At 61.0% G+C, this 24,605-nt stretch carries 10 protein-coding genes; 3 read left to right on the top strand and 7 right to left on the bottom strand.

The features are described from left to right. The first annotated feature begins 465 nt into the window (after positions 1–465). Positions 466–2,346, top strand: a complete 1,881-nt coding sequence (locus tag ACCC96_RS28450) for a methyl-accepting chemotaxis protein (RefSeq protein ID WP_413697542.1) — start codon at positions 466–468, stop codon at positions 2,344–2,346. A gap of 136 nt (positions 2,347–2,482) precedes the next feature. Here ACCC96_RS28450 and ACCC96_RS28445 read toward each other — a convergent pair whose 3' ends face one another. The 5 genes from ACCC96_RS28445 to ACCC96_RS28425 all read right to left on the bottom strand — a co-directional run bounded on the left by ACCC96_RS28445 (position 2,483) and on the right by ACCC96_RS28425 (position 9,567). Further along, on the bottom strand, positions 2,483–2,950 hold the full coding sequence (locus tag ACCC96_RS28445) for an SRPBCC family protein (RefSeq protein ID WP_019651881.1): 468 nt from the start codon (positions 2,948–2,950) through the stop codon (positions 2,483–2,485). Positions 2,951–2,980: 30 nt separating this feature from the next. Further along, positions 2,981–6,397: an amino acid adenylation domain-containing protein gene (locus ACCC96_RS28440; protein WP_413697541.1), complete on the bottom strand. Its 3,417-nt coding sequence runs from the start codon at positions 6,395–6,397 to the stop codon at positions 2,981–2,983. A gap of 13 nt (positions 6,398–6,410) precedes the next feature. After that, positions 6,411–7,340, bottom strand: coding sequence for a diiron oxygenase (locus ACCC96_RS28435; RefSeq protein ID WP_413697540.1), 930 nt, complete (start codon positions 7,338–7,340; stop codon positions 6,411–6,413). Beyond that, complete coding sequence (locus ACCC96_RS28430) at positions 7,337–8,113, bottom strand: DUF3050 domain-containing protein (protein WP_413697539.1); 777 nt, start codon at positions 8,111–8,113, stop codon at positions 7,337–7,339. The genes ACCC96_RS28435 and ACCC96_RS28430 overlap by 4 nt, the downstream gene beginning before the upstream one ends. 743 nt (positions 8,114–8,856) lie before the next feature. Then, positions 8,857–9,567, bottom strand: a complete 711-nt coding sequence (locus ACCC96_RS28425; protein ID WP_019651884.1) for a GntR family transcriptional regulator — start codon at positions 9,565–9,567, stop codon at positions 8,857–8,859. Between the two features lie 266 nt (positions 9,568–9,833). Here ACCC96_RS28425 and lapG point away from each other — a divergent pair, with 266 nt between their 5' ends. After that, positions 9,834–10,526 (top strand): cysteine protease LapG, encoded by a 693-nt coding sequence (lapG, locus tag ACCC96_RS28420; protein ID WP_019582914.1) that lies wholly within the window; start codon positions 9,834–9,836, stop codon positions 10,524–10,526. 14 nt (positions 10,527–10,540) lie between these two features. Further along, the gene (gene lapD, locus ACCC96_RS28415; protein ID WP_018930301.1) at positions 10,541–12,487 is read left to right on the top strand and encodes a cyclic di-GMP receptor LapD; all 1,947 of its coding nucleotides are present in this window, start codon (positions 10,541–10,543) and stop codon (positions 12,485–12,487) included. Positions 12,488–12,535: 48 nt separating this feature from the next. Here lapD and ACCC96_RS28410 read toward each other — a convergent pair whose 3' ends face one another. Then, positions 12,536–12,874 (bottom strand): hypothetical protein, encoded by a 339-nt coding sequence (locus tag ACCC96_RS28410; protein ID WP_019582912.1) that lies wholly within the window; start codon positions 12,872–12,874, stop codon positions 12,536–12,538. Between the two features lie 147 nt (positions 12,875–13,021). Next, a partial coding sequence (locus ACCC96_RS28405; protein WP_413697538.1) for an immunoglobulin-like domain-containing protein occupies positions 13,022–24,605 on the bottom strand: 11,584 nt, incomplete at its 5' end.

Genomic DNA, 24,605 nt, shown 5'->3' with positions numbered 1-24,605 from the left:
CGATGCATCGCCGATGGTAGTGTGGGGTTTCCCCATGTGAGAGTAGGTCATCGTCAAGATTAAATTCCGAAACCCCTGTCTGCTTATGCAGACAGGGGTTTTGTCTTTCTGGGCTTATAGACGTCTAAGTCTGAAGCGGGTCAAATCCAGGTCTGCGTGTCTCGCTGCTCCTTCGAGCCAGTAGCATCAGATATAGACCCCCCTCATCGATACACCACAGCCAAAACACCCAACACCGCGATCATGACGTGCGGTAAGCCCAATAATCCGTCCCTTCTAGCACGCCGTTCGGCGGTTATCTGACGGGTTTTGTACAAATCCTTAAGTTTTCTCCCGCTCGTGCCGAAAGACTGATGAGACATGCGTGCACCAAAGTAGAGCGGCTTCAGAATGCCGTCTGCGCTGTTACATGGAATGTTGCAACCCGGAACGCATCCCCACTTTTGGCATAAGAAGTCCCATGAAATGAATCTCAAGTTCAGCCATAAAATCCTGCTGGCCGCTTCAGGCGTCGTGGTGCTGGCGTTTGCGTTGTTCACTTTGTACAACGACTATCTGCAACGAAACACCATTCGGCAAAACATCGAGTCCTCCGTTGAGCAAGCCGGCGACCTGACTGCCAGCAGCGTGCAGAACTGGATGAGCGGCCGCGTGCTGGTCCTGGAAAACCTCGCGCAGAACGTCGCCCATCAGGGTGCCAATGCTGACTTGCCAGGGCTGGTCGATCAACCGGCCCTCACCTCGAACTTCCAGTTCACCTACGTCGGGCAGGCCAATGGCATGTTCACCCAGCGCCCCGACGCGAAGATGCCAGACGGCTACGATCCGCGTCAGCGCCCCTGGTACAAACAAGCCGTGGTCGCCGACAAGACCATGCTGACCCCGCCTTATATGGCGGCGGTCGGCGGGCTGGTGGTGACCGTTGCCATACCGGTGAAAAAGAACGGCGATCTGCTGGGCGTGGTCGGTGGTGACCTGAGCCTGGAAACCCTGGTGAAGATCATCAACTCGGTGGACTTCGGTGGTATCGGTCACGCATTCCTGGTCAGTGCCGACGGTCAGGTGATCGTCAGTCCGGACAAAGACCAAGTGATGAAGAACCTGAAAGACATCTATCCGGGTTCCAGTGTTCGCATCGAGAAAGGCATCCAGGAAGTCGTACTGAACAAACAGGACCGCATCCTTTCGTTCACACCGGTGAGCGGTTTGCCGAATGCCGAGTGGTACGTCGGTCTGTCGATTGACAAGGCCAAGGCCTACGCACCACTGAGCCAGTTCCGCACCTCGGCGCTGATCGCGATGTTCATCGCCGTGACGGCCATTGCCGTGCTGCTGAGCTTGCTGATCAACGTGCTGATGCGTCCGCTGACCACGATGGGCCGTGCGATGCAGGACATCGCTCAGGGCGAGGGCGACCTGACCCGTCGTCTGGTCGTAGAAAGCAAAGACGAGTTCGGCGAGTTGGGTGGTTCCTTCAACCAGTTCGTGGAGCGGATTCACGCATCGATTTGCGAAGTGTCCTCGGCGACCCGCCAGGTTCATGATCTGTCGCAACGGGTGATGGCATCGTCCAACGCTTCGATCATCGGCTCCGACGAACAAAGCGCCCGCACCAACAGCGTGGCCGCGGCGATCAACCAATTGGGCGCCGCCACCCAGGAAATCGCCCGCAATGCCGCCGATGCTTCGCAACACGCCAGCGGCGCGAGCGAGCAGGCCGATGACGGCCGTCAGGTGGTGGAACAAACCATCCAGGCCATGACCGAGCTGTCGCAGAAAATCAGCCTGTCCTGCACGCAGATCGAAACCCTGAACGCGAGCACCGACAACATCGGCCACATTCTGGATGTGATCAAAGGCATCTCCCAGCAGACCAATCTGTTGGCGCTCAACGCGGCCATCGAAGCGGCCCGTGCCGGTGAGGCCGGTCGTGGTTTTGCGGTGGTGGCGGATGAGGTGCGCAACCTGGCTCATCGCACCCAGGAGTCGGCGGAAGAGATCCACAAGATGATCAGCTCGCTGCAGATCGGTTCTCGCGAGGCGGTGACTACGATGAACGCCAGTCAGGTGTCCAGCGAGCAGAGCGTCGAAGTGGCGAATCAGGCCGGCCTGCGACTGGTCAGCGTGACCCAGCGCATCGGCGAAATCGACGGCATGAACCAATCGGTGGCCGCGGCGACCGAAGAGCAGACGGCCGTGGTAGAAACCCTCAACGTCGACGTCAACCAGATCAACCTGCTGAACCAGCAGAGCGTGGCCAACCTCAATGAAACATTGAAGGATTGTGATGCGCTGTCCCAGCAGGCCAATCGTTTGAAGCAACTGGTTGATAGCTTCAAGATCTGATTGAGGTCAGTAGGATCGCGTTATCGTTCTTCGCGTGCAAGTCGGATCGCCGCACCGCTCGCTCCTACAAGAGCTAACCTGTAGGAGCGAAGCTTGCCCGCGAAAGCGGTAGATCAGTCACCGCTGAACCGAAGCGCTACACAAACAGCTTCACCACATTCCCCATCGCATCATCGGCAAACCCCTGAACGAACTGCTTGAACCCCGGCAGGGCCTCGGCGCCGCCCTGGGCCGGTTCGGCGATGATCGTCCAGGTCGCCCGCGAGTTGTCTGTACCCAGGGATTCCACACTCATCGCCGCCCACAAATTGGCCACGCCCAAGGTGTTGTAGATCGTGGTCCAGGTCATGTTCAGCGCCTGGTCGTTGCGGGAGTTGAGCTGCTCGACCACCAGGTTGCCGTCCTTAAAGAACTTCTTGCGCAGCGACGACACACCTTCGCCGGTCATCTCGATGTGCGACAGCGCCGGAATGAATTTGTCGAAGCCGGCAAAGTTGCCGACCACCGCCCAGACTTGCGCCGCATCGACTGGCACTTCCACCGAAGACACAACGTGGCAGCCTTGAGGGTTTTTGATCAGGGTATCGGGTTGCAGGGTATTCATGTTTTTTGCTCCGTGCTTGGTTGGGGTGACTCAGATGAAGTTGATTTCTTTGAGGTAGTCGCAGCCGCGTCGCAGCAGCGCCGGGGATTTTTCCGGGTAGTGCGCGCCCATCTGCCGTACACCGGCCTGGGCGTTGTCGTGGCCGATCATCGAGATGTCGCCGATGTCTTCCTCGAAGCCGTTGAGGTAGAAACCCAGCACGCCAAACAGCGCGTTATCACTGTCGACCCGGCCCAATTGCTGCTGCCAGTCGGCGACGCTGACCATCGAGAACTCCCGACCGGCTTCGCGAAAGGAAGCCACGTAGGTGTCCCAGCTCAGAGGTTCGGGGTTGTGCAGGTTGAACACCGCTTTTTCGGCCTGGTAACGGCTGGCATGGAAGGCGATGAAACGGGCGAGAAAATCCACCGGCATCAGGTCGAAATTCAGTGCGAACTCCGGTACCTGACCGAGCTGGATCGAGCCCTTGAGCATCAGCATCAGGCGATTCTTGTGGGGCTGGCAGACGCCGGTGAGGCTGTTGAAGCTGATATTGCCAGGGCGGTAAAGATTGACTCGAACCCCTCGTTCCCGCGCCCTTTCGAGAATCCGCTCACCGACCCATTTGGACAGGTTGTAGCCGTTCTTGATGTAGATCGGTGGTGTCTGCGCGGCGGGCAACTCCAGCACCCGGCCATCGTCGGAAATCGTGCTGGACGCCGAGAGCGTCGAGACGAAGTTGAAGATCTTCTTGCTGCGGCCTTCACACAGGCGCAGACACTCGAAAATCGGTTCGACGTTATCCCGCGCCAACGACTCGTAATCGAGGACGTGATTGACGTTGGCGGCGTTGTGCACCAGTGCGCCGAACTCTCGATCCAGCCGTTCGTAAACCGCTTCGCTGAGCCCCAGTTGCGGGCGAGTGATGTCCGCCGCGTAAACCTGCACCCGGCTCAGGTCCAGATGCTCCAGGCGGTTTTCCCGCAACGCATCCGCAAAGCGTTGCGCCGCCGATTGCCCACCGCCATCGCGCACCAGGCACGCCACTTCGCTGGCGCCCCAGGCAAGCAGAGCTTCGACGATATGCACACCGACGAAGCTGTTGGCACCGGTGACGATCACCTTGTGCACATCGCCCATTCGGCTGACCGGCAGCGGCTCGATGTCCAGTTCACGGAAGGCATCGGCCAAGGCTTTTTCACTCAGCACTTCCTCGGTCCCGGAGCCGCGCACCAACGTCGCCAGCTTCGCAATCGTCGGCAGTTCGATGAAGCGGTTGATCGAGATACTGCGGCCGAACTCCTCACGCAAACGCAGGAGCATGCGCGACAGCAGGATCGAGTGCCCGCCGAGGTTGAAGAAGCTTTCGTCGGTGGAAATGTCGCTGGCGGGTAGCTCCAGCAGCTCAGCCCAGATTTCCAACAACAGCGCTTCATCGGCGCTGGCGGGCAAACACCGTGGGCTGTTGTCGGTCACGTTGACGGGCAGTTCCAGCAGTGCTTTGCGGTCGACCTTGCCGTTGCTGGCGAACGGCATGCTTGTCAGTTCGGTCCAGGCGATCGGCTGCATGTAGTCCGGCAGAAACTGCATCGCGTGGGCTTTCAAGGCTTCGCGAGCGGCACCGGGTTGCACTTCCTGGGGTTGCGCGAGAAAGGCCAGAATCCGCCGATGACAATCGATGACCACCGCCACCTGACGGTACAGCTGGCTGTCGCGCAGGCAGCGTTCGATCTCTTCCGGCTCGACCCGAAAGCCGCGAATCTTCACCTGATTGTCTCGCCGTCCGCACAGCTCGATACCGTCGGCGGTCCACTTGGCCATATCGCCGGAACGGTAGGCGCGCAGGCTCTGACCGTTCGGCAGGTGCAGGTTCAGATAGCGTTCGGCAGTCTGCTGCGGATTGTTCAGGTAACCCAGGCACACCCCCGGGCCGACGATGTACAACTCACCGACGGTTTGCTCGGTCACCGGTTGCAAATCCTCATCAAGGATCAGCACCTGACTGTTGGCAATCGGTGCACCGAGGGTCCGGTTGCTGTCGCCGGTACGCAGTTGCCGCGCGGTGATCAGCACCGTGGCTTCGGTCGGGCCATAGAGGTTGTAGAGATTGCCTTGGCGGGTCAGTTGCTGGACTACGTAGGGTTCGCAGACATCGCCGCCGGTCATCACATGATCGAGGACCTGCAACTGATCCAGCGGCAGGATGCTCAGCAAGGCTGGCGGCAAAAAGGCATGGCTGAGTTGTTGGTGGCGGATCAGCTCGACCAGTTGCAGCGGGTCGCGACGTTGGTCCTCGTTGGGCACGATCAGCTCTGCGCCCTGCAGCAGGGTCGGGAAGATATCGATCAGTGACGAGTCGAAACTCAACGATGAAAACTGCAACGCCCGACTCTGTTCGGTCAGCTGCACGTAGTCGGCGTACCACGCGGTGAAGTGCGCGAGGTTGGCCTGGCTGAGCAGCACGCCTTTGGGGTGACCCGTGGTGCCCGAGGTGTAGAGCGCCATGCATGGCGCGTCGAGATCGGGGCGTTGGCGCATCAAGGGTTGATCGAGGTTCACATCGCCGCTGTCGATACGGCTGATGTCCAGCCCCGGCATCGTCTCGCTGAGTGGATGCTCTCCGTCATGCAGCAACAACACCGCTCCAGCGTTTTCCAGAATGTACTGCTGACGTTGCAGCGGGTGGCTCGGCTCCAGCGGCAGGTACACCGCGCCGCTGCCCAGGATCGCCAGAATTCCCGCATACAACGCGCTGCACTTTGGCAGGCAGATCCCGACCACCAACCGTCCTTGATGCTGTTCGAGCAACGGTTGCAATCGCTGTTGGATGGCGCGGCTGTGGGCGTGCAGTTGCCGATAGCTCAGCGACGTGCCGGCGATGTTCAGTGCCGCACGCTCGGCAGACTGAATGAAGCGCTGTTCAAGCCGCTCGATCATCGGGATCTGCCCAAGTTGCAGCAGTCGTGGTTCTGCCGTGTTGTTGAGGCGGTGGACGAAGGCCAGGTGCTCTAAAAACTGCAGGTTTTCCACCTGCTCGAAGTGCGCGGAAATCGTCGGCTCGGCCTGCAGGAAATAGTCGGCATCCCGGGAGAAGCGGCTGACCAGCAGCGCCACATGATCGACCAGCTCGGCCACCGCTCGCAGGCGCAATGCCTGGCCGTTGCCGGACAACTCTTCGGCGACCGGCACGCGACTCAACGGCGTCGAGTTGTACGTGCACAGCAGGTCCAGCGGTGGCAGCCCGCTAGCTGCCGGCACCCCGACACCCACTTGCAGCATCAGGTGCGGCGCATTGGCGAAGTCCCGAAATGGCAGGCTGGCATCGTCGATCAACAAATCAAATAGGCCCGGTGGCGGCTCCTCCACATTCGCAAGTCGCGCCAGTGAATGACCGTGTTGTTCGAGCTCCAGCGCCAGTTCGGTCAGGGCCTGGCTTTGCCCGATGAGCAAAATATCGAGACGTCTCATGATGTTCTCCTCGTTAAACCAGGTAGTCGCTCAGGGCGCTTTGCACGCACGGTGAATCGAGCAGCGAACTGCTGCGGAAAAACCGCACGATGTTGGCGACCAGCGGGTGATGGCGATTGATCGGGAAGGCCAGCCCCGACATTTCGCCCTTGAGGGCCTGACGTGCTGCGTCGCTGATCTGCAAGGCGTCGATCAGGCGGAAGTCGAAGGACTTCTGGATGTCGTTGGTCAGGTAATGGCTGATGAACACCGGCAGGATGTGCGCGATGCACTGGCGATCGTCTTCGCCTGCGGTGTGCCAGTAGATGCGCACCAACCGCGACCAGAACCCGGAATGACGGCCCTCGTCGAGCAAGTGGTCGGCCATCAGGCCTTTGATCGATTGCTTGACCGTGTCGTCCTTGGCGAACGCCGCCACATCACCGGTCACGGTGTTCTCGGCGATGGCCACGCAGATCAGCTCCACGGCGCTGCGCAGGTGCTCCGGTGCTAGCGCCACGGCCGCCGGGATGGCACGGCTCAGTTCGATTTCATCCGGCAGTTCGATGGGGGTGATGCCGGTCATGGCGACGGTCTGCTGCATGAAGTCCATGGCCACCAGGGCGTGGTAATCCTCGTCCACCACCACGGTCATGGCGTCGTAGCGACAGGCGAACGGGAACGCCACGCTGAAGCGGTTTTTAGCGATGCTGCGGGCGGTCTTGTCGACGATCTCGGTTTCGAAAATCACCACGTCATTGATGAACTTGTAGAGCGTCTGTACCAGGGCGAAGTCCCGTTGTTCCGGGCATTCGCGCAGGAAGGTTTCGCTCAGCACCAGCGGCTGGCGGCTCAGTGGATAGATCAGCTTGTCGTCGTTCTCCAGCACACGCCGGGGGCGGGTGCGAATGGTTGCGCGGCTTTCCCAGGCGTCGGCGAAGGATTGGTAGTCGGCGGCGTTCATGCGTTCACCTCGGCAACCGGTTCGCTCATGCTCAGGCGCAAGCCGTCCCACAGCGCGATGCGACTTTCCACGGCGGCGATGGCGCTGGCGTATACGTCTTCTTCGCGCTGCGGATCGCCATTGACCAGGCGTGCGAGGAGTTTTTCCGCCGCTGGGCCGTGGTCTTCGGAGTCGACTTCGATGTGCCGTTCCAGGTAGTAACGGAAGGTCGGCGCCTGTTCGATGCCAATGCCCCAGTCGTCGAGAATCCGCTGGAACATCTGCGGGATGACACTCTCGCGGCCGTGCAGAAACGCCGCCGCCACACTGTGCCCCGGCGCATGCAACGCGGTGTGCAAGGTGTGGCGTACGAACAGTGCGGCCGCCGGGTCGACGTCCACGCTTTGCAAGGCCACGTCGTAGCTCACGCCTTCTTTTTGCAACGCCACGAAGCGTTCGACGGCGACCGTGCTTGCACCGACTTCGCGCATCGCATCGAGGTACAACTCGAAATGGCTGTAGTGACCTTGGGCGGGACGATCATCGGACTCTTCACCGAGCACGATCTCGTTGATCAGGCGCGCGGCCTGCGGATCTCGTGGCGGTAGCCAGGGCAGCTGAACGCAGGTCAGTTCCTGTTGCAGGCGTTTGGTCAGCGACATGAAATCCCACACTGCGAACACATGGGTTTCCATGAAGCGTTGAAGCACCGATAACGAATGTATTTCAGAAAAGATCGGGTGCGCACTAAGTTCTGCTTTCTTCTGATTAAGACGATCTTTAGTCGGTTTCATGAGCGAGCCTATAAGTGATCTGGAATACCGTTGAGGGGGTGTTGATCAATAAGTAACGGTTGCTTGAAGTTTTCTATTGGCGAGCGGGTGCCTCAATTGAATTGATGCTTGTTAGGGTCATGCAATCGCTGAGTAGTGCTTGGCCCGGTGTTTATGGGCGGCGGAGAAAAACTAATGCATGAATAAAGTGTCGGGCAAGTGTTTTTTTAATTAATTGAAAGTTTAACTTTCTCGAGTGCGACAAGTTCCAATAAGACTTTCATATAAAGTTTTATTTGGGCGTAGTTGCTCCTTTCGGCGTATATAAGCCAAAATTCAAATAAAGAGTGAATGCCTCACTCGAAGCAACTTTCTACTTGGGTCATTGATGTGATCTGAGGGGGTGGAAGTTGGCTGGGAGCGACGCCGGTTCTTCCTTTCCCGTGACAAGACTCCTTCCGTTGGTTCTTGTGGTGCGGGTGACTGCTCCGGGGTGCGGTGCGTCGCCCGTCATTATTCGTTGGCAGCTCAAGAGTGAGCGTAATTCACGGCAGTCGCTATCACCCCTGCATGATCTGATAGGTGCAATTATCGGGCTCGGGGGGGACAGGGCTTTGGGAATGGGCATGAAGTCGCTGCACACCGGCGCGGTGTAGGCGAAAGGGGGATTTGTAAGCAGATTTGTTCGTCGAGCAGTCCAGGGGCGGATCAGCCAGAAATCGCGGCGAGCCGTTCAATGGCTCGCTCGGAGCTGTCGCCACGGATTACTTCGAGGTTTTCCTGCGCTGTGCCTCAGGGCTTGCGAGGTAGTGCGTAATGACTTCGACACCCCGGTTGAGGTGGTTTTCGAGCAACATCACCGAGTGCTCGATATCCCGGTCCTCGGCGGCCCGCAACAACGCTCGGTGATCTTCCTGAGACAGTTTGCCCAGGCCCATGGCTTCCAGGTTGAAGCGCAGGAAGCGTTCCTCTTCGTTCAACCCGTCTTCGACCAGTCTCAGCAGCCGCTGGTTGGGGGCTTTGTGGTAAAGCGCCATGTGGAACAGGCGATTGAGCCGGCCGATCTCTGTGTAGTCGTGTTCCGTTTCCAACTCGTCGATGTAGCGTGCAGCCTGTTTGAAATCGGCGTCTTCAAGCAGGGGGATCGACCGACGCAAGGCTTCTGACTCCAGCAGGATCCGCAACTCATAGGTCTCTGTCGCATCGCCCTGAACCAACGGTGCGACCACCGCGCCTTTATGGGCGATCACGTTGAGCAGTGCTTGCGCTTCAAGCTGGCGCAAGGCTTCGCGCACCGGCATGCGGCTAACGCCGAACAGGTCGGCGAGGTCTTGCTGACGCAGGGCGGTGCCGCAAGGAATGCGACCGTCGAGAATGGCTGCGCGCAGGGTTTCTTCGATCACCGAGCGTGCCAAATGAGCGGGAATCGGCCCGTTGACCTTGATGCTGCTGAGAGGGTTGGGCTTCTGTGTCACGACAAACGCACCCTGATTGGCTGAAGTATTTGGATCCAAATGGACACTAGTGACTGCCTGACGGGTTGTCAAACAGTCAAAAGGCGCAGTCTTCGGCAGCTCCTGCAGACTTCGGCACAGGAGTTGCCGAAGGCTGCGATCTTTATATTGCACCCGTAACGCAAAGTTTAGCGTGTTGGCAGTGATCTCACCGTGCCATTGTCTTTTAGCAGACGAACCTTCACCATCAAGCCAGATTTCCATCTGCCTGATCTGGATGCCTCGCATTGGCGGTACGTTTCGCGATCCCTCGGACTTTGCGCTGGCTAGGCTGCGCACTGCTGCTGGCCGGCGTCATGCTGGGCGGGCTGCATGCCGACTGGGATTTCTCGCTGATCAGCCGTCGCGCGCAGGCATTGTACGGACCTTTGGGTGAAGGGCGGCAGCGCATCGATGCCTGGCAGCAGTTGCTGGCCACGCAAAAACAGGTCGGCGAGCTGGAGCAGCTCAACGTGGTCAACCGGTTCTTCAACAAGCAGATGCGCTACGAAGAAGACATCGACCTGTGGCACGAGGTCGATTATTGGGAAACACCGATCGAAGCCTTGTGGAAGGGCGCCGGCGATTGCGAAGACTACGCTATCGCCAAGTATTTCAGTCTGCGTCATCTTGGTGTCTCCAGTGACAAGCTGCGCATTACCTACGTCAAGGCTTTGCGCCTGAACCGCGCGCACATGGTGCTGACCTACTACGCGAGCCCCGAGGCCATGCCTTTGGTGCTCGACAGCCTGATCGATGCGATCAAGCCCGCCAACCAGCGAACCGATTTGCTGCCGGTCTACTCTTTCAATGCCGAAGGGTTGTGGCTGCCGGGTGCCAAGGGCAACAAGAAGGTCGGAGACACCAAACGCCTGTCCCGCTGGCAGGACGTATTGAAGAAAATGCAGGCCGAAGGTTTCCCGGTCGAGACGATTAACTAGGAGCACGCGCTCAGATGTCTTTGTTCAAACAGCTGTTGATCGCTATCTGTCTGTTCCTGGTGGTCGCCTTCACCGGCAGCTTCATGGTCAGTCTGGAAAGCTCACGCACCCAGTACGTCAATCAGTTGCGTTCTCACGCCCAGGACGCCGCGACGGCATTGGCGCTGTCCCTGACGCCGAACATCGACGACCCGGCAATGGTCGAGTTGCTGGTCAGCTCGATCTTCGACAGCGGTTACTACGCGAGCATCCGCGTGGTCGATCTGGCCAACGACAAGACGATTGTCGAGCGCAGCGGCATCCCGGCGGTCACCAACGTGCCCGACTGGTTCGTCAAACTGATCGGCCTGGAGCCGGCCGGTGGCGATGCGATTGTCAGCCGTGGCTGGGAGCAGGCCGCGCGGGTCGAGGTGGTCAGCCATCCGATGTTCGCGTTAGCCAAGCTGTGGCAGAGCGCGTTGGGCAGCCTCGGCTGGTTGCTGCTCTGTGGCGCGGTGAGTGCGGTGCTGGGCGCGTTGTTGCTGCGTCGGCAACTGAAGCCGCTGGACTACATGGTCAAGCAATCCCATGCCATTGCTCGCCGGGAATTCTTAAGCCTGCCAGAACTGCCGCGCACCCCGGAACTGCGTCGGGTGGTGCAGGCCATGAACCAGATGGTCGAGAAGCTCAAGGCGCTGTTCCAGGAACAGGCCGAACGCAGTGAAAAGCTGCGCGCCGAGTCCTATCAGGACAACCTGACCGGCCTGGCCAACCGGCGCTATTTCGAAATGCAATTAAACGCGCGATTGAACAACTCGGAGCAGGCCAGCTCCGGTTATTTACTGCTGTTGCGGGTGAAGGATCTGGCTGGTTTGAACCAGCGGCTGGGCGGTCAGCGTACCGATGAATTGTTGAAAGCGGTCGGTGAGCAGTTGTCCCGCGAGTGCGCCAAGTACCCGGAAACCCAGAACCTCGTGACGCGTATTCGTGGTGGGGAATTCGCCGTGCTGGCGCCGGGGCTGGTACGTGAAGAAGCGCTACAACTGGCGAGTAATCTCGAAAGTGCCTTGGGGAGCCTGCATGCGACGGGCGCCACGGACGTGGCTTCGGTGGCTTCGATCGGGTTGGCGCCGTTTGCCCATGGCGACTCGCCGCAAGCGGTGATCGGGTTGGCGGATCAGGCACTGGCCCAGGCAGAAAGCCAGGGTGAACCGAGCTGGGCATGCCTCGATCAGGGCGCGCCGGCGCGGGTTGGCGACGATCACCATGCCTGGCACACCCTGCTGGATCAGGCGTTGGACCAGCAGCGTTTCGAGCTGTATTTCCAGCCGGTAGTGGCCAGCCACGACACAGAGTTGGTGCTGCATTACAAAGTGCTGTCGCGCCTGCTCGACGAACAGGACCAGACCATTCCCGCCGGGCGTTTCTTGCCATGGCTTGAGCGTTTCGGCTGGACCGCGCGACTGGACCGTTTGATGCTGGAATTGGTGCTTGAGCAGATGGTCGACCATGAGGAGTCGCTGGCGCTGAACCTGTCTTCGGCGACACTGGCGGACCCGCAGGCGCTGAACGCAGTGTTCGATATCCTGCGTCAGCATTCGAATCTTGGCGAACGACTGACCCTGGAAATCGGCGAAGAGCAACTGCCCGAGCAGGCGGTATTGGAGCAGCTGACGCGGCGTTTGCGCGAGCTTGGGTTCTCGCTGAGTCTGCAGCGCTTTGGTGGGCGCTTCAGCATGATCGGCAACCTGGCGCGGCTGGGGCTGGCGTATCTGAAGATCGACGGCAGTTACATCCGCGCGATTGATCAGGAGAGCGACAAGCGCCTGTTCATCGAGGCGATTCAGCGAGCGGCGCACAGCATCGATTTGCCGTTGATTGCCGAGCGGGTCGAGACCGAAGGGGAGTTGTCGGTGATTCGCGAGATGGGGTTGTATGGAGTTCAGGGGCAGTTGTTTGGTGAGCCGAAGCCTTGGCAGTAGCCCGTTCATCATTCCCACGCAGAGCGTGGGAATGATGAACGTCAGGGGTTAAATCAACCCCGTCTCATCATCATCGATCAACTGGCTCAACCCGCCCAACGCCTCACGTGCCTGGGTCCGGTCCATCAGCTTGGCCTGTGCGGCCGGCGGCAGGTCGGTGACGCGGATCACGCCTTTTTGGGTCAGCACCTGAATCAAGTCGTCGAGTACCCGAATCATCTCCAGGTCGCTCTGCTTGAGCTGCTTGAGGCTGGTTTCCACCACTTCGTGGGCATACCAGGCCTGGATTTCATGGTGGTCGGCCGGCAGCGTTTCCGTGGCCTCGGCGTAGGCCGTGGCTTCCACGCGCACTAACTGACCTTGCGCATCGCGTTGCACGTAAAACATTAAGCATCCCTCGGAAATGGACCAGCGTCGTGCTGTCAGCAGCATAGGCCAACGCAGGCGAGTATGCGGTGCGACGACGGAATCGTCACCCGTGAGGTGTGGGCATACATGACGGCCGCCCGGTTGGGGCGGCCGTCAGCCTGCGTATCAGCTGTTGTTGTGATCGATCTTGATGGTCGGATCACTGCCGGCGATCAACGAGTTGATGCTGGCGCTGGACCAATTGTTACCTTCCAGTTTGATCGTCACGTCCGGGGTTGCCGCTGCGGTGTCGGCGCCGTTGAACTTGCCGGCGGAACTGACTTGCAGGGACGACACGCCGTCCACGGTGGTGATCTTCAGGAAGTGGTCGATTGTGCTGCCGCTTTCACCCTGCAACAAATCACGCAGGTCGATGCGGTCGCCTTCGCTGGCCTTGAAGTCCTTGATCACATCGCTGCCGGTGTCGCCAGCCTTCCAGACGAAGGTGTCGGCACCCGAGCCGCCAATCAGGATGTCGTTGCCTTGACCGCCGATCAACGAGTCATTGCCGGTACCGCCGAGCAGGATGTCATTGCCCTTGCCGCCGTCGAGGAGGTCATTGCCGCCCTGGCCAAAGAGAATGTCATTGCCTGCGCCACCCAGCAGGGTGTCGTTGCCGTCGTGAGCGCCAGACACGTCGAACGCGGTGTAGTGCTCGGTGATGTACTGGTGCACGTTGCTGGTGGTGACTTTGCTGACGTCGACACCGGTCTGCTGGGCGACGAACGCCTGCATCGCCTGATAACCCTCGCCGGCAATGCCATTGAAGCTCACCAGATCGCCGAACAGGAGGTCGTTGCCGTCACCGCCGCTGACCGTGTCGGCACCCGGCATTGTCGCTTCGGTATGGCCGATGATCGAGTTGGCCAGGTCTTTCGGATCGATGTTGGTTTGTGGCGTTTGATCCGAGTCGTAGGGCTTGAGGTCGGTGAGGGTGACGTCTGTGTTCAGGCCGATCGCTTCCACCGTCGACACGTTGCTCAGCAATGCGAAGCCGCTGGAGGAGTTGTCGATGGCGGTGGAGTCGGTGCTGTAGCCGGTGCCATCACGATAGGACAGCTCGTAGGTGCCGTTACCCTCGGCATGCAGGGTGCCCAGTTCTGAGCTGTTCCAGTGCCCCGAGTTTTTCTGAGTCTGCAGCGTGACGTTGCCGGCGCTGTCGATGGTCAGGTAGTGAGTGCTGTCCAGGTAGCCGGAATAGGTCTGCCCCAACTTGTAATTGGTGGTGGTGATGACGTCATCGAGCTTCACGTTGCCGTACAAGGTCGGGTTGGTTTGCTCGCCGCTCTGGTAGTAGGTCGGCTTGCCGTCGGTGATGAAGTACGTGAGGTTTTTCGCGCCAGTATTGGCAATGGCGTCGGCACTCTGGAACCAGTTGGCCGTGGTTTTGAACACGTCCTCGTAGTTGGTGCCGCCACCGGACGACATTGAGTCCAGTACGGATTTGAGCAAGGTCAGCGCGTTCGGGTCGTTCAGGTTCACCGACACCGATTTGTTGACCTGGGTATCGAAGTCCACCAGGAAAATTTTCACGGTCCCGGAGTTGCCGCCCAGGCTTTGCTTGAGGGTGTTGAACACCGCCGTCAGCGAATCCTTGGCCGCGCTGATCGAGGAGGCACTCATGCTGCCCGAGCTGTCGACCATGAATGCGATGTTGTAGTTGGTGCCCGGCACCACGGTCAGCCCGCCGATGTCGGCGACCATGATGTCGTTGCCGTCAGTGCCGGTGATCGTGTCGTCGGCCGCCGTGGCGGTCACGGCGTTGTAGACCGCCGGGTATACCGTGACCGGAATCTGCGCGGTGCTCAGTGCCGAACCGCCGAGTGCTTCGGTGGATGTCGAGGTCACGGTCAGGGTGAACTGGCCGTTGTAGTACGGCGGCGGGGTGACGGTCAGGCTGCCGAGGTTCCAGCCGGTAACGTTGGCTTCGCCGTTGGTGGTGGTGAAGGTGTGGCCCGCGCCATCGCTGAGCACGGAGCCCGCCGGCATGCCGCTGATCTTCACGCTCAGGCTTTCAGAGCCGTCGGTGTCGGTCAGTGCGGTCTTGATCGCGGACAGATGAACGCTGGTGCCTTCGGCGCCTTCGTTGAGTTTGTAGCCGTTGTAGTAGCCTTCGCCATTGGTGCCGTGCAGGTCGGAAACCGTCACGCCAGAGGCGGCCAGATCCGCCACGCCGGTGTACAGCGGCACGCCGGCGCTGCTCAGGTCGACCGCTGTACCGCCGTTGACCGACAGGTTGACGTCATAGCTGCCGGGGCCACTCTGGTTGTGGTGGTAGATGTCCAGGGTGTAGTAACCGCTGGTGGTCGGGGTGAACGAACCATTCAGCTTGCCGCCTGCACCCCAAGTCGTCGCGGCCACGTTCTGGCCACCGATGGTCACCAACAGGCTGTCATCGCCGGTACCGCTGAAGGTGTACGTCTTGCCGGCTTCCAGGTAGATCAGGCCGGATGTTTTCGAGGCCGTGCCGGCGGTGACGCCGCCATCGGACTGAACGTTGGTCACGGTGCCGGTGGAGTTCGGGGTGCCTGCGGCGTCGATGACCGATTTCAGCGTGCCGGACGACGCGCCGCTGCCATCGGTGCCCAGGCCAGACAGACCGGTCCAGACTTCCTTGACCAGGCCGGTGGACTTGACGCTGTTGTCCGCGACGCTTAGGGATGGCGCGTCGGCAACTGGCGTGATGTCGATTTTCACCGTGCCGGTGTTGCCCAACAGTTGCCCGTCGGTTGGCTGGAACTTGATCTGCGCGTAGTCCGCCTGGTTATTGCCCGCACCGCTGCCACCATAGCCGTCAACGCCCGATTCGTTGGCATCCGGCGTGAAGCGCAACTTGCCGGCGTCGATGTCGGCCTTGCTGATGGTCTGGTTGGTCGCTACGTCTTTCCAGGTCGCACCGTCCAGGTACTGCAATTTGCCTTCGCCCGGCAGCTGAGTGATTTTCACCCCCAGGTTGGCGGCCGGACTGTCGACATCGCTGACGCCGAAGGTCGACCAGCCGAGGATCAGCGGGGTGTCTTCGGTACCGGTGACGTTAACCGGCGCGGCGGTCGGCGCGTCGTTTACGGCCACCACGTTGACGGTGGTGGTTGCGGTGTTGGAGTAATTGCTGCCATCGGTCACCGTCACGGTGATGATCCGTGGCACGGTGCTCGGATCCTCACTGCTGTTGGTGAAGCTGATGTTTTTGATCTGCTGCATGTAGTCGGCCAGCGTCGCGTTGCCCGACAGGGTCAGGGTGACCGTGCCGTTCTGGCTGTTGGCATTGATGCTGATGCCATTGACGCTGTTGCCCAGGTTCAGCGCATCGCCCGGCTGACGGTTGGTCAGCACGATGGTGGCGCCGGTCAGCATCGTGCTGTCCGGGTCGGTGATGCTCAGGTCGGTGTCGCCGATCGAGACGCCCTGGCCGGTGGTGCCTTCGGTGAAGGTCACGTTGTAGTTGGCCCCGGTGGCGCCGCTGGAGTTGTTGGCGTCCAGGTCGAGAACCGGCGCGGCATCGTTGTCGATGATCGAGGTGCTGACGCTGCCGTTGGTGCTGCTGACCGCGAGGTTTTCGAAGTTGCCGCCGGTGGCCGAGTCGATCTTGACCACGAAGTTCTCGGTACCCTCGGTGAGCTTGTCGTCCAGCGTCGCGACGTTGAAGCTCGCACTGCTGGCGCCTGCCGGGATTTTCACGGTGTACACGCCGGTGAAGTCCGAACCGTCGGCGGCAGTGCCGCTGTAGACGATTTTCAGGGTCACTTCAGTCTGCGCCGGGTGGGTCAGGCTGACGGTGTAGCTGGCGGTCTGGCCTTCGGTCACCGAGGTGCTGCCGCTGATGCTGACTTCGGTTTTGTCGATGGTATCGGTGACGGTGGTGACCGCCGGGGCAGTGCTCGGAACCAGGTTTTCGAAATTGCCACCGGTGGCGGTGGAGATGGTGGCCTGGACCGTACCCGCGTCCTTGTAAACGTCATCGGATGGAGCCGGGACGGTGACGGTGCCGGTGGTTTTGCCGGCATCGATGGTGATCACGGCGCCGTTGCTCAGCGTCACGGTCACGGGTGTGCCGGCGGCGTTGGTCAGGGTCGCGGTGTAAGTGATCTGGCCACCTTCGGCTACCGAGTTGGTCGCACTCAGGCTGAGGTTGGTGGTGTCGACGGTGTCGGTCACGGTGGTGCTGGCCGGCGTTTTGTCCGCCACCAGGTTCTCGTAATTGCCGCCGCTGACGTTGGTGATCGAGTTGGTCAGCGGAGCGTGGCCAGTCAATGCGTCGTTCGGCGCGGCGGTGGTCACGGTACCGGTGGTTTTGCCGACGTCGATGGTGATCGTCTGGCCGTTGGCCAGGGACACGGTGACCGGGCTACCAGTCACTGGCGCACCGACGGTTGCGGTGTAAGTGACGGTGCCGCCTTCGGCTGCCGAAGCGGTGGCATTCAGGGTCACGGTCGTGGTGTCGATCGTATCAGTAACGGTGGTGACCGCCGGGGCAGTGCTCGGCACCAGATTCTCGAAACTGCCACCGGTGGCGGTGGAGATGGTCGCCTGGACCGTACCGGCATCTTTGTAAACGTCATCGGATGGAGCCGGAACGGTCACGGTGCCGGTGGTTTTACCAGCGTCGATGGTGATGACGGCGCCGTTGCTCAGGGTCACGGTCACGGGCGTGCCGGCGGCGTTGGTCAGGGTTGCGGTGTAAGTGATCTGGCCACCTTCGGACACTGAGTTGGTCGCGCTCAGGCTGAGGGTAGTGGTGTCGACGGTGTCGGTCACGGTGGTGCTGACCGGCGTTTTGTCCGCCACCAGGTTTTCGTAATTGCCGCCGCTGACGTTGGTGATCGAGTTGGTCAGCGGAGCGTGGCCAGTCAATGCGTCGTTCGGCGCGGCGGTGGTCACGGTACCGGTGGTTTTGCCGACGTCGATGGTGATCGTCTGGCCGTTGGCCAGGGACACGGTGACCGGGCTACCAGTCACTGGCGCACCGACGGTTGCGGTGTAAGTGACGGTGCCGCCTTCGGCTGCCGAAGCGGTGGCATTCAGGGTCACGGTCGTGGTGTCGATCGTATCAGTAACGGTGGTGACCGCCGGGGCAGTGCTCGGCACCAGATTCTCGAAATTGCCACCGGTGGCGGTGGAGATGGTCGCTTGGACCGTACCGGCATCTTTGTAAACGTCATCGGATGGAGCCGGAACGGTCACGGTGCCGGTGGTTTTACCAGCGTCGATGGTGATCACGGCGCCGTTGTTCAGCGTCACGGTCACTGGCGTGCCCGCGGCATTGGTCAGGGTCGCGGTGTAAACGATGGAACCGCCTTCAGCCACCGAGTTGGATGCGCTCAGGCTGAGGGTGGTGGTGTCCGGTGTGTCGGTGACCGAGGTATCCGCCGACTTGCCGTCGACTTCCAGCTTCTCGTAGTTGCCGCCCTTGGCATCGTCAATCTTGACACTTAGCGAACCGCCACCGGCCAAGGCATCGTTCGGTGCGGTGAAGTTGACGCTGGCGCTGCTGGCGCCGACTGGAATGGTGATGGTCTGGCCGTTGGACAGGGTCACAACCACTGGCGAACCGGTGACTGGCGCGGACACGGACGCGGTGTACACCACGGTGCCGCCTTCAGCCACGTTCGCAGTCGCAGTCAGCGAAACGGTGCTGGTGTCGATGGTATCGGTGACGGTGGTGACTGCCGGGGCAGTGCTCGGCACCAGATTCTCGAAATTGCCACCGGTGGCGGTGGAGATGGTCGCCTGGACCGTACCGGCATCTTTGTAAACGTCATCGGATGGAGCCGGGACGGTCACCGTGCCGGTGGTTTTACCGGCATCGATGGTGATCACGGCGCCGTTGCTCAACGTCACGGTCACTGGCGTGCCCGCCGGATTGGTCAAGGTTGCGGTGTAAACAATCGAGCCGCCTTCGGCTACCGAGTCGGTTGCCGACAGGCTGAGGGTGGTGGTGTCCGGGGTGTCGGTCACCGAGGTATCCGCCGACTTGCCGTCGACTTCAAGTTTCTCGTAGTTGCCGCCCTTGGCATCGTCGATCTTGACGCTCAGGGAGTTGCCACCGGCCAACGCGTCGTTGGGTGTGGTGAAGTTGACGCTGGCGCTGCTCGACCCAACCGGGATGGTGATGGTCTGGCCGTTGGACAGGGTTACGACGACTGGCGAACCGGTGACCGGTGCCGACACGGATGCGGTGTACACCACGGTGCCGCCTTCGGCGACGTTTGCGGTCGCAGTCAGCGAAACGGTGCTGGTGTCGATGGTGTCGGTGACGGTGGTGACTGCCGGTGCAGTGCTCGGAACCAGGTTTTCAAAGTTGCCGCCTGCGGCATCCTTGATCGTGACTTCGACTTGGCCAGCGTCCTTGTAGACGTCGTCCTTTGGTGCATCGACGGTCACGCTGCCGCTAGTGGCACCGGCGGCAATGGTGATCACTGCGCCGTTCGACAGGGTCACGGTGACCGGTGTGCCGGCGGCATTGGTCAGGGTTGCGGTATAAACAATCGAACCGCCTTCGGCCACCGAATCGGTTGCCGACAGGCTGAGGGTGGTGGTGTCCGGCGTGTCGGTCACCGAGGTGTCCGCCGACTTGCCGTCGACTTCCAGTTTCTCGTAGTTGCCGCCCTTGGCGTCGTCGATCTTGACGCTCAGGGAGTTGCCGCCTGCGAGGGCATCGTTGGGCGCAACGAAGTTGACAGAACCGCTGCTGGCACCGACCAGAATAGTGATGGTCTGGCCGTTGGACAGGGTCACAACCACTGGCGAACCAGTCACCGGAGCAGTGACGGACGCGGTGTACACCACAGTGCCGCCTTCGGCCACGTTCGCGGTCGCAGTCAGCGAAACGGTGCTGGTGTCGATAGTGTCGTTGACGGTAGTGACCGCAGGCGTATCGCTGGTTACCAGGTTCTCGAAGTTGCCGCCGGTTGCGTCTTTGATGGTCGTTTCAATGGTTCCGGCGTCTTTATAGACGTCGTCCTTCGGCGCATCGACGGTTACGGAGCCAGTGGTTTTGCCTGCTTCAATGGTGATGACGGCACCGTTGCTCAGGGTCACGGTCACTGGCGTGCCGGCGACATTGGTCAGGGTCGCGGTATAGACGATGGAACCGCCTTCGGCCACCGAGTCGGTCGCGCTCAGGCTGAGAGTCGTGGTGTCCGGGGTGTCGGTCACCGAGGTATCCGCCGACTTGCCGTCGACTTCAAGTTTCTCGTAGTTGCCGCCCTTGGCATCGTCGATCTTGACGCTCAGGGAGTTGCCACCGGCCAACGCGTCGTTGGGTGTGGTGAAGTTGACGCTGGCGCTGCTCGACCCAACCGGGATGGTGATGGTCTGGCCGTTGGACAGGGTGACGACCACTGGCGAACCAGTCACCGGAGCAGTGACGGACGCGGTGTACACCACGGTGCCGCCTTCGGCGACGTTTGCGGTCGCAGTCAGCGAAACAGTGCTGGTGTCGATGGTGTCGTTGACGGTGGTGACCGCTGCCGCTGGGCTGGTGGCCAGGTTTTCAAAGTTGCCGCCTGCGGCATCCTTGATGGTGACTTCGACTTGGCCAGCGTCCTTGTAGACGTCGTCCTTTGGTGCATCGACAGTCACGCTGCCGCTAGTGGCACCGGCGGCGATGGTGATCACGGCGCCATTGCTCAGCGTCACGGTCACTGGCGTGCCGGCGGCATTAGTCAGGGTCGCGGTGTAAACGATGGAACCGCCTTCGGCGACCGAGTCGGTTGCCGACAGGCTGAGGGTGGTGGTATCCGGGGTGTCGGTCACCGAGGTATCCGCCGACTTGCCGTCGACTTCCAGCTTCTCGTAGTTACCGCCCTTGGCGTCGTCGATCTTGACGCTCAAGGAGCCGCCACCCGCCAACGTATCGTTCGGCGCGGTGAAGTTCACGCTGGCGCTGCTCGAGCCGACCGGGATGGTGATGGTCTGGCCATTGGACAGGGTCACAACCACTGGCGAGCCAGTGACCGGCGCCGACACGGAGGCCGTGTAAACCACGGTGCCGCCTTCGGCCACGTTCGCGGTAGCAGTCAGCGAAACAGTGCTGGTGTCGATGGTGTCATTGACGGTGGTGACTGCCGGGGCAGTGTTCGGCACCAGGTTCTCGAAATTGCCACCGGTGGCGGTGGATATGCTCGCCTGTACTGTGCCAGCGTCTTTGTAAACGTCATCGGACGGTGCCGGGACAGTCACGGTGCCGGTGGTTTTGCCGGCGTCGATAGTGATCACCGCACCGTTGCTCAAGGTCACGGTGACCGGTGTGCCAGCCGCATTGGTCAGGGTGGCGGTGTAAACGATGGAACCGCCTTCAGCCACCGAGTCGGTTGCCGACAGGCTGAGGGTCGTGGTGTCCGGTGTGTCGGTCACCGAGGTGTCCGCCGACTTGCCGTCGACTTCCAGTTTTTCGTAATTGCCGCCCTTGGCGTCGTCGATCTTGACGCTCAAGGAGTTGCCACCGGCCAAGGCATCGTTCGGCGCGGTGAAGTTCACGCTGGCGCTGCTGGCACCGACTGGAATGGTGATGGTCTGGCCATTCGACAGGGTGACGACCACTGGCGAACCAGTCACCGGAGCAGTGACGGACGCGGTGTACACCACGGTGCCGCCCTCGGCGACGTTCGCGGTCGCAGTCAGCGAAACGGTGCTGGTGTCGATGGTATCGGTGACGGTGGTGACCGCTGCCGCTGGGCTGGTCGCCAGGTTCTCGAAATTGCCACCGGTGGCGGTGGAGATGGTGGCCTGGACCGTGCCGGTGTCTTTGTAGACGTCATCGGATGGAGCCGGGACGGTCACGGTGCCGGTGGTTTTACCGGCGTCGATGGTGATCACGGCGCCGTTGCTCAGCGTCACGGTCACGGGCGTGCCGGCGGCGTTGGTCAAGGTTGCGGTGTAAACGATGGAACCGCCTTCAGCCACCGAGTCGGTTGCCGACAGGCTGAGGTTGGTGGTGTCCGGGGTGTCGGTCACCGAGGTATCCGCCGACTTGCCGTCGACTTCCAGTTTCTCGTAGTTGCCGCCCTTGGCATCGTCGATCTTGACGCTCAAGGAACCGCCACCGGCCAACGCATCGTTGGGTGCAACGAAATTGACAGAGCCGCTGCTCGCGCCGACCGGAATGGTAATGGTCTGGCCATTGGACAGGGTCACAACCACTGGCGAACCGGTGACCGGCGCGGACACGGACGCGGTGTACACCACGGTGCCGCCTTCAGCCACGTTCGCAGTCGCAGTCAGCGAAACGGTGCTGGTGTCGATGGTATCGGTGACGGTGGTGACCGCTGCCGCTGGGCTGGTCGCCAGGTTCTCGAAACTGCCACCGGTGGCGGTGGAGATGGTCGCCTGGACCGTGCCGGCATCTTTGTAAACGTCATCGGATGGAGCCGGGACGGTCACCGTGCCGGTGGTCTTACCGGCATCGATGGTGATCACGGCGCCGTTGCTCAACGTCACGGTCACTGGCGTGCCAGCGGCGTTGGTCAAGGTTGCGGTATAAACAATCGAACCACCTTCGGCCACCGAGTCGGTCGCGCTCAGGCTGAGAGTCGTGGTGTCCGGGGTGTCGGTCACCGAGGTATCCGCCGACTTGCCGTCGACTTCCAGTTTCTCGTAGTTACCGCCCTTGGCATCGTCGATTTTCACGCTCAAAGAACCGCCGCCAGCCAAGGTATCGTTCGGTGCGGTGAAGTTCACGCTGGCGCTGCTGGCGCCGACCGGAATGGTAATGGTCTGGCCATTGGACAGGGTCACAACCACCGGCGAACCAGTCACTGGAGCAGTGACGGACGCGGTGTACACCACGGTGCCGCCTTCGGCGACGTTTGCGGTGGCAGTCAGCGAAACGGTGCTGGTATCGATGGTGTCGGTGACGGTGGTGACTGCCGGGGCAGTGCTCGGAACCAGGTTTTCAAAGTTGCCGCCTGCGGCATCCTTGATGGTGACTTCGACTTGGCCAGCGTCCTTGTAGACGTCGTCCTTTGGTGCATCGACAGTCACGCTGCCGCTAGTGGCACCGGCGGCGATGGTGATCACCGCGCCGTTGCTCAAGGTGACGGTGACCGGTGTGCCGGCGGCATTGGTCAGGGTTGCGGTATAAACGATGGAACCGCCTTCGGCGACCGAGTCGGTTGCCGACAGGCTGAGGTTGGTGGTGTCCGGGGTATCAGTCACTGAGGTGTCGGCCGACTTGCCGTCGACTTCCAGCTTCTCGTAGTTGCCGCCCTTGGCGTCGTCGATCTTGACGCTCAGGGAGTTGCCGCCGGCCAACGCGTCGTTGGGTGCAACGAAGTTGACAGAGCCGCTGCTGGCGCCGACTGGAATGGTGATGGTCTGGCCGTTCGACAGGGTCACCACCACTGGCGAACCGGTGACTGGCGCTGACACGGACGCCGTGTAAACCACGGTCCCACCTTCGGCGACGTTCGCGGTCGCAGTCAGCGAAACGGTGCTGGTGTCGATGGTATCGGTGACGGTGGTGACTGCCGGGGCAGTGCTCGGCACCAGGTTCTCGAAATTGCCACCGGTTGCGTCTTTGATGGTCGCTTCAACGGTTCCGGCGTCTTTATAGACGTCGTCCTTCGGTGCATCGACGGTTACGGAGCCGGTGGTTTTACCCGCTTCGATGGTGATGACGGCACCGTTGCTCAGCGTGACGGTGACCGGTGTGCCGGCGGCATTGGTCAGGGTCGCGGTATAGACGATGGAACCGCCTTCGGCCACCGAGTCGGTCGCGCTCAGGCTGAGGGTCGTGGTGTCCGGGGTATCAGTCACTGAGGTGTCGGCCGACTTGCCGTCGACTTCCAGTTTCTCGTAGTTACCGCCCTTGGCATCGTCAATCTTGACACTTAGCGAACCGCCACCGGCCAAGGCATCGTTCGGTGCGGTGAAGTTGACGCTGGCGCTGCTCGAGCCAACCGGGATGGTAATGGTCTGGCCATTGGACAGGGTCACAACCACCGGCGAACCAGTCACCGGGGCGGAGACGGACGCGGTGTATACCACGGTGCCGCCTTCGGCCACGTTCGCGGTAGCAGTCAGCGAAACGGTGCTGGTGTCGATGGTGTCGTTGACGGTAGTGACTGCCGGGGCAGTGTTAGGTACCAGATTCTCGAAATTGCCGCCCGTCGCATCCTTGATCGTCACTTCGACCTGGCCAGCATCTTTATAAACGTCATCGGCAGGGGCGGCGACGCTCACGCTGCCGGTGGTCGCGCCAGCGGCGATGGTGATCACGGCACCGTTGCTCAAGGTTACGGTGACCGGCGTGCCAGCCGGATTGGTCAGGGTTGCGGTGTACAGAATCTGACCACCTTCGGCCACTTCGGTGGACGCCGACAGGCTCAGGCCGGTGTCGTCTTTCGAGTCGGTGATGGTGGTGGGCGCCGGCTCGGTGCTCGGGGTCAGCTGCTCGAAATTACCGCCGGTGGTGCCGGTGATCGTGGTGCTGACGGTGCTGACGGTGCTGCCGTTGTTATAGACGTCGTTGGCCGGGGTATCGACGGTCACGCTGCCGGTGGTCTTGCCCGCTTCAATGGTAATGACCGAGCCATTGCTCAAGGTCACGGTCATCGGCGTGCCAGCCGGGTTGGTCAGGGTGGCGGTGTAAGTGATCTGGCCGCCTTCGACAACGGTGCTGGTGGCGCTGAGGCTCAGGCCGGTGTTGTCGATCGAGTCGGTAATGGTGGTGACGGCCGGTGTTGTGCTCGGTACGAGGTTCTCGAAGTTG

The organism is Pseudomonas sp. Pseusp11, assembly GCF_047304405.1.
GTDB lineage: Bacteria > Pseudomonadota > Gammaproteobacteria > Pseudomonadales > Pseudomonadaceae > Aquipseudomonas.
Note: the sequence above shows the minus strand (reverse complement) of the source record. Positions and strands in the feature narration are given on the sequence as shown.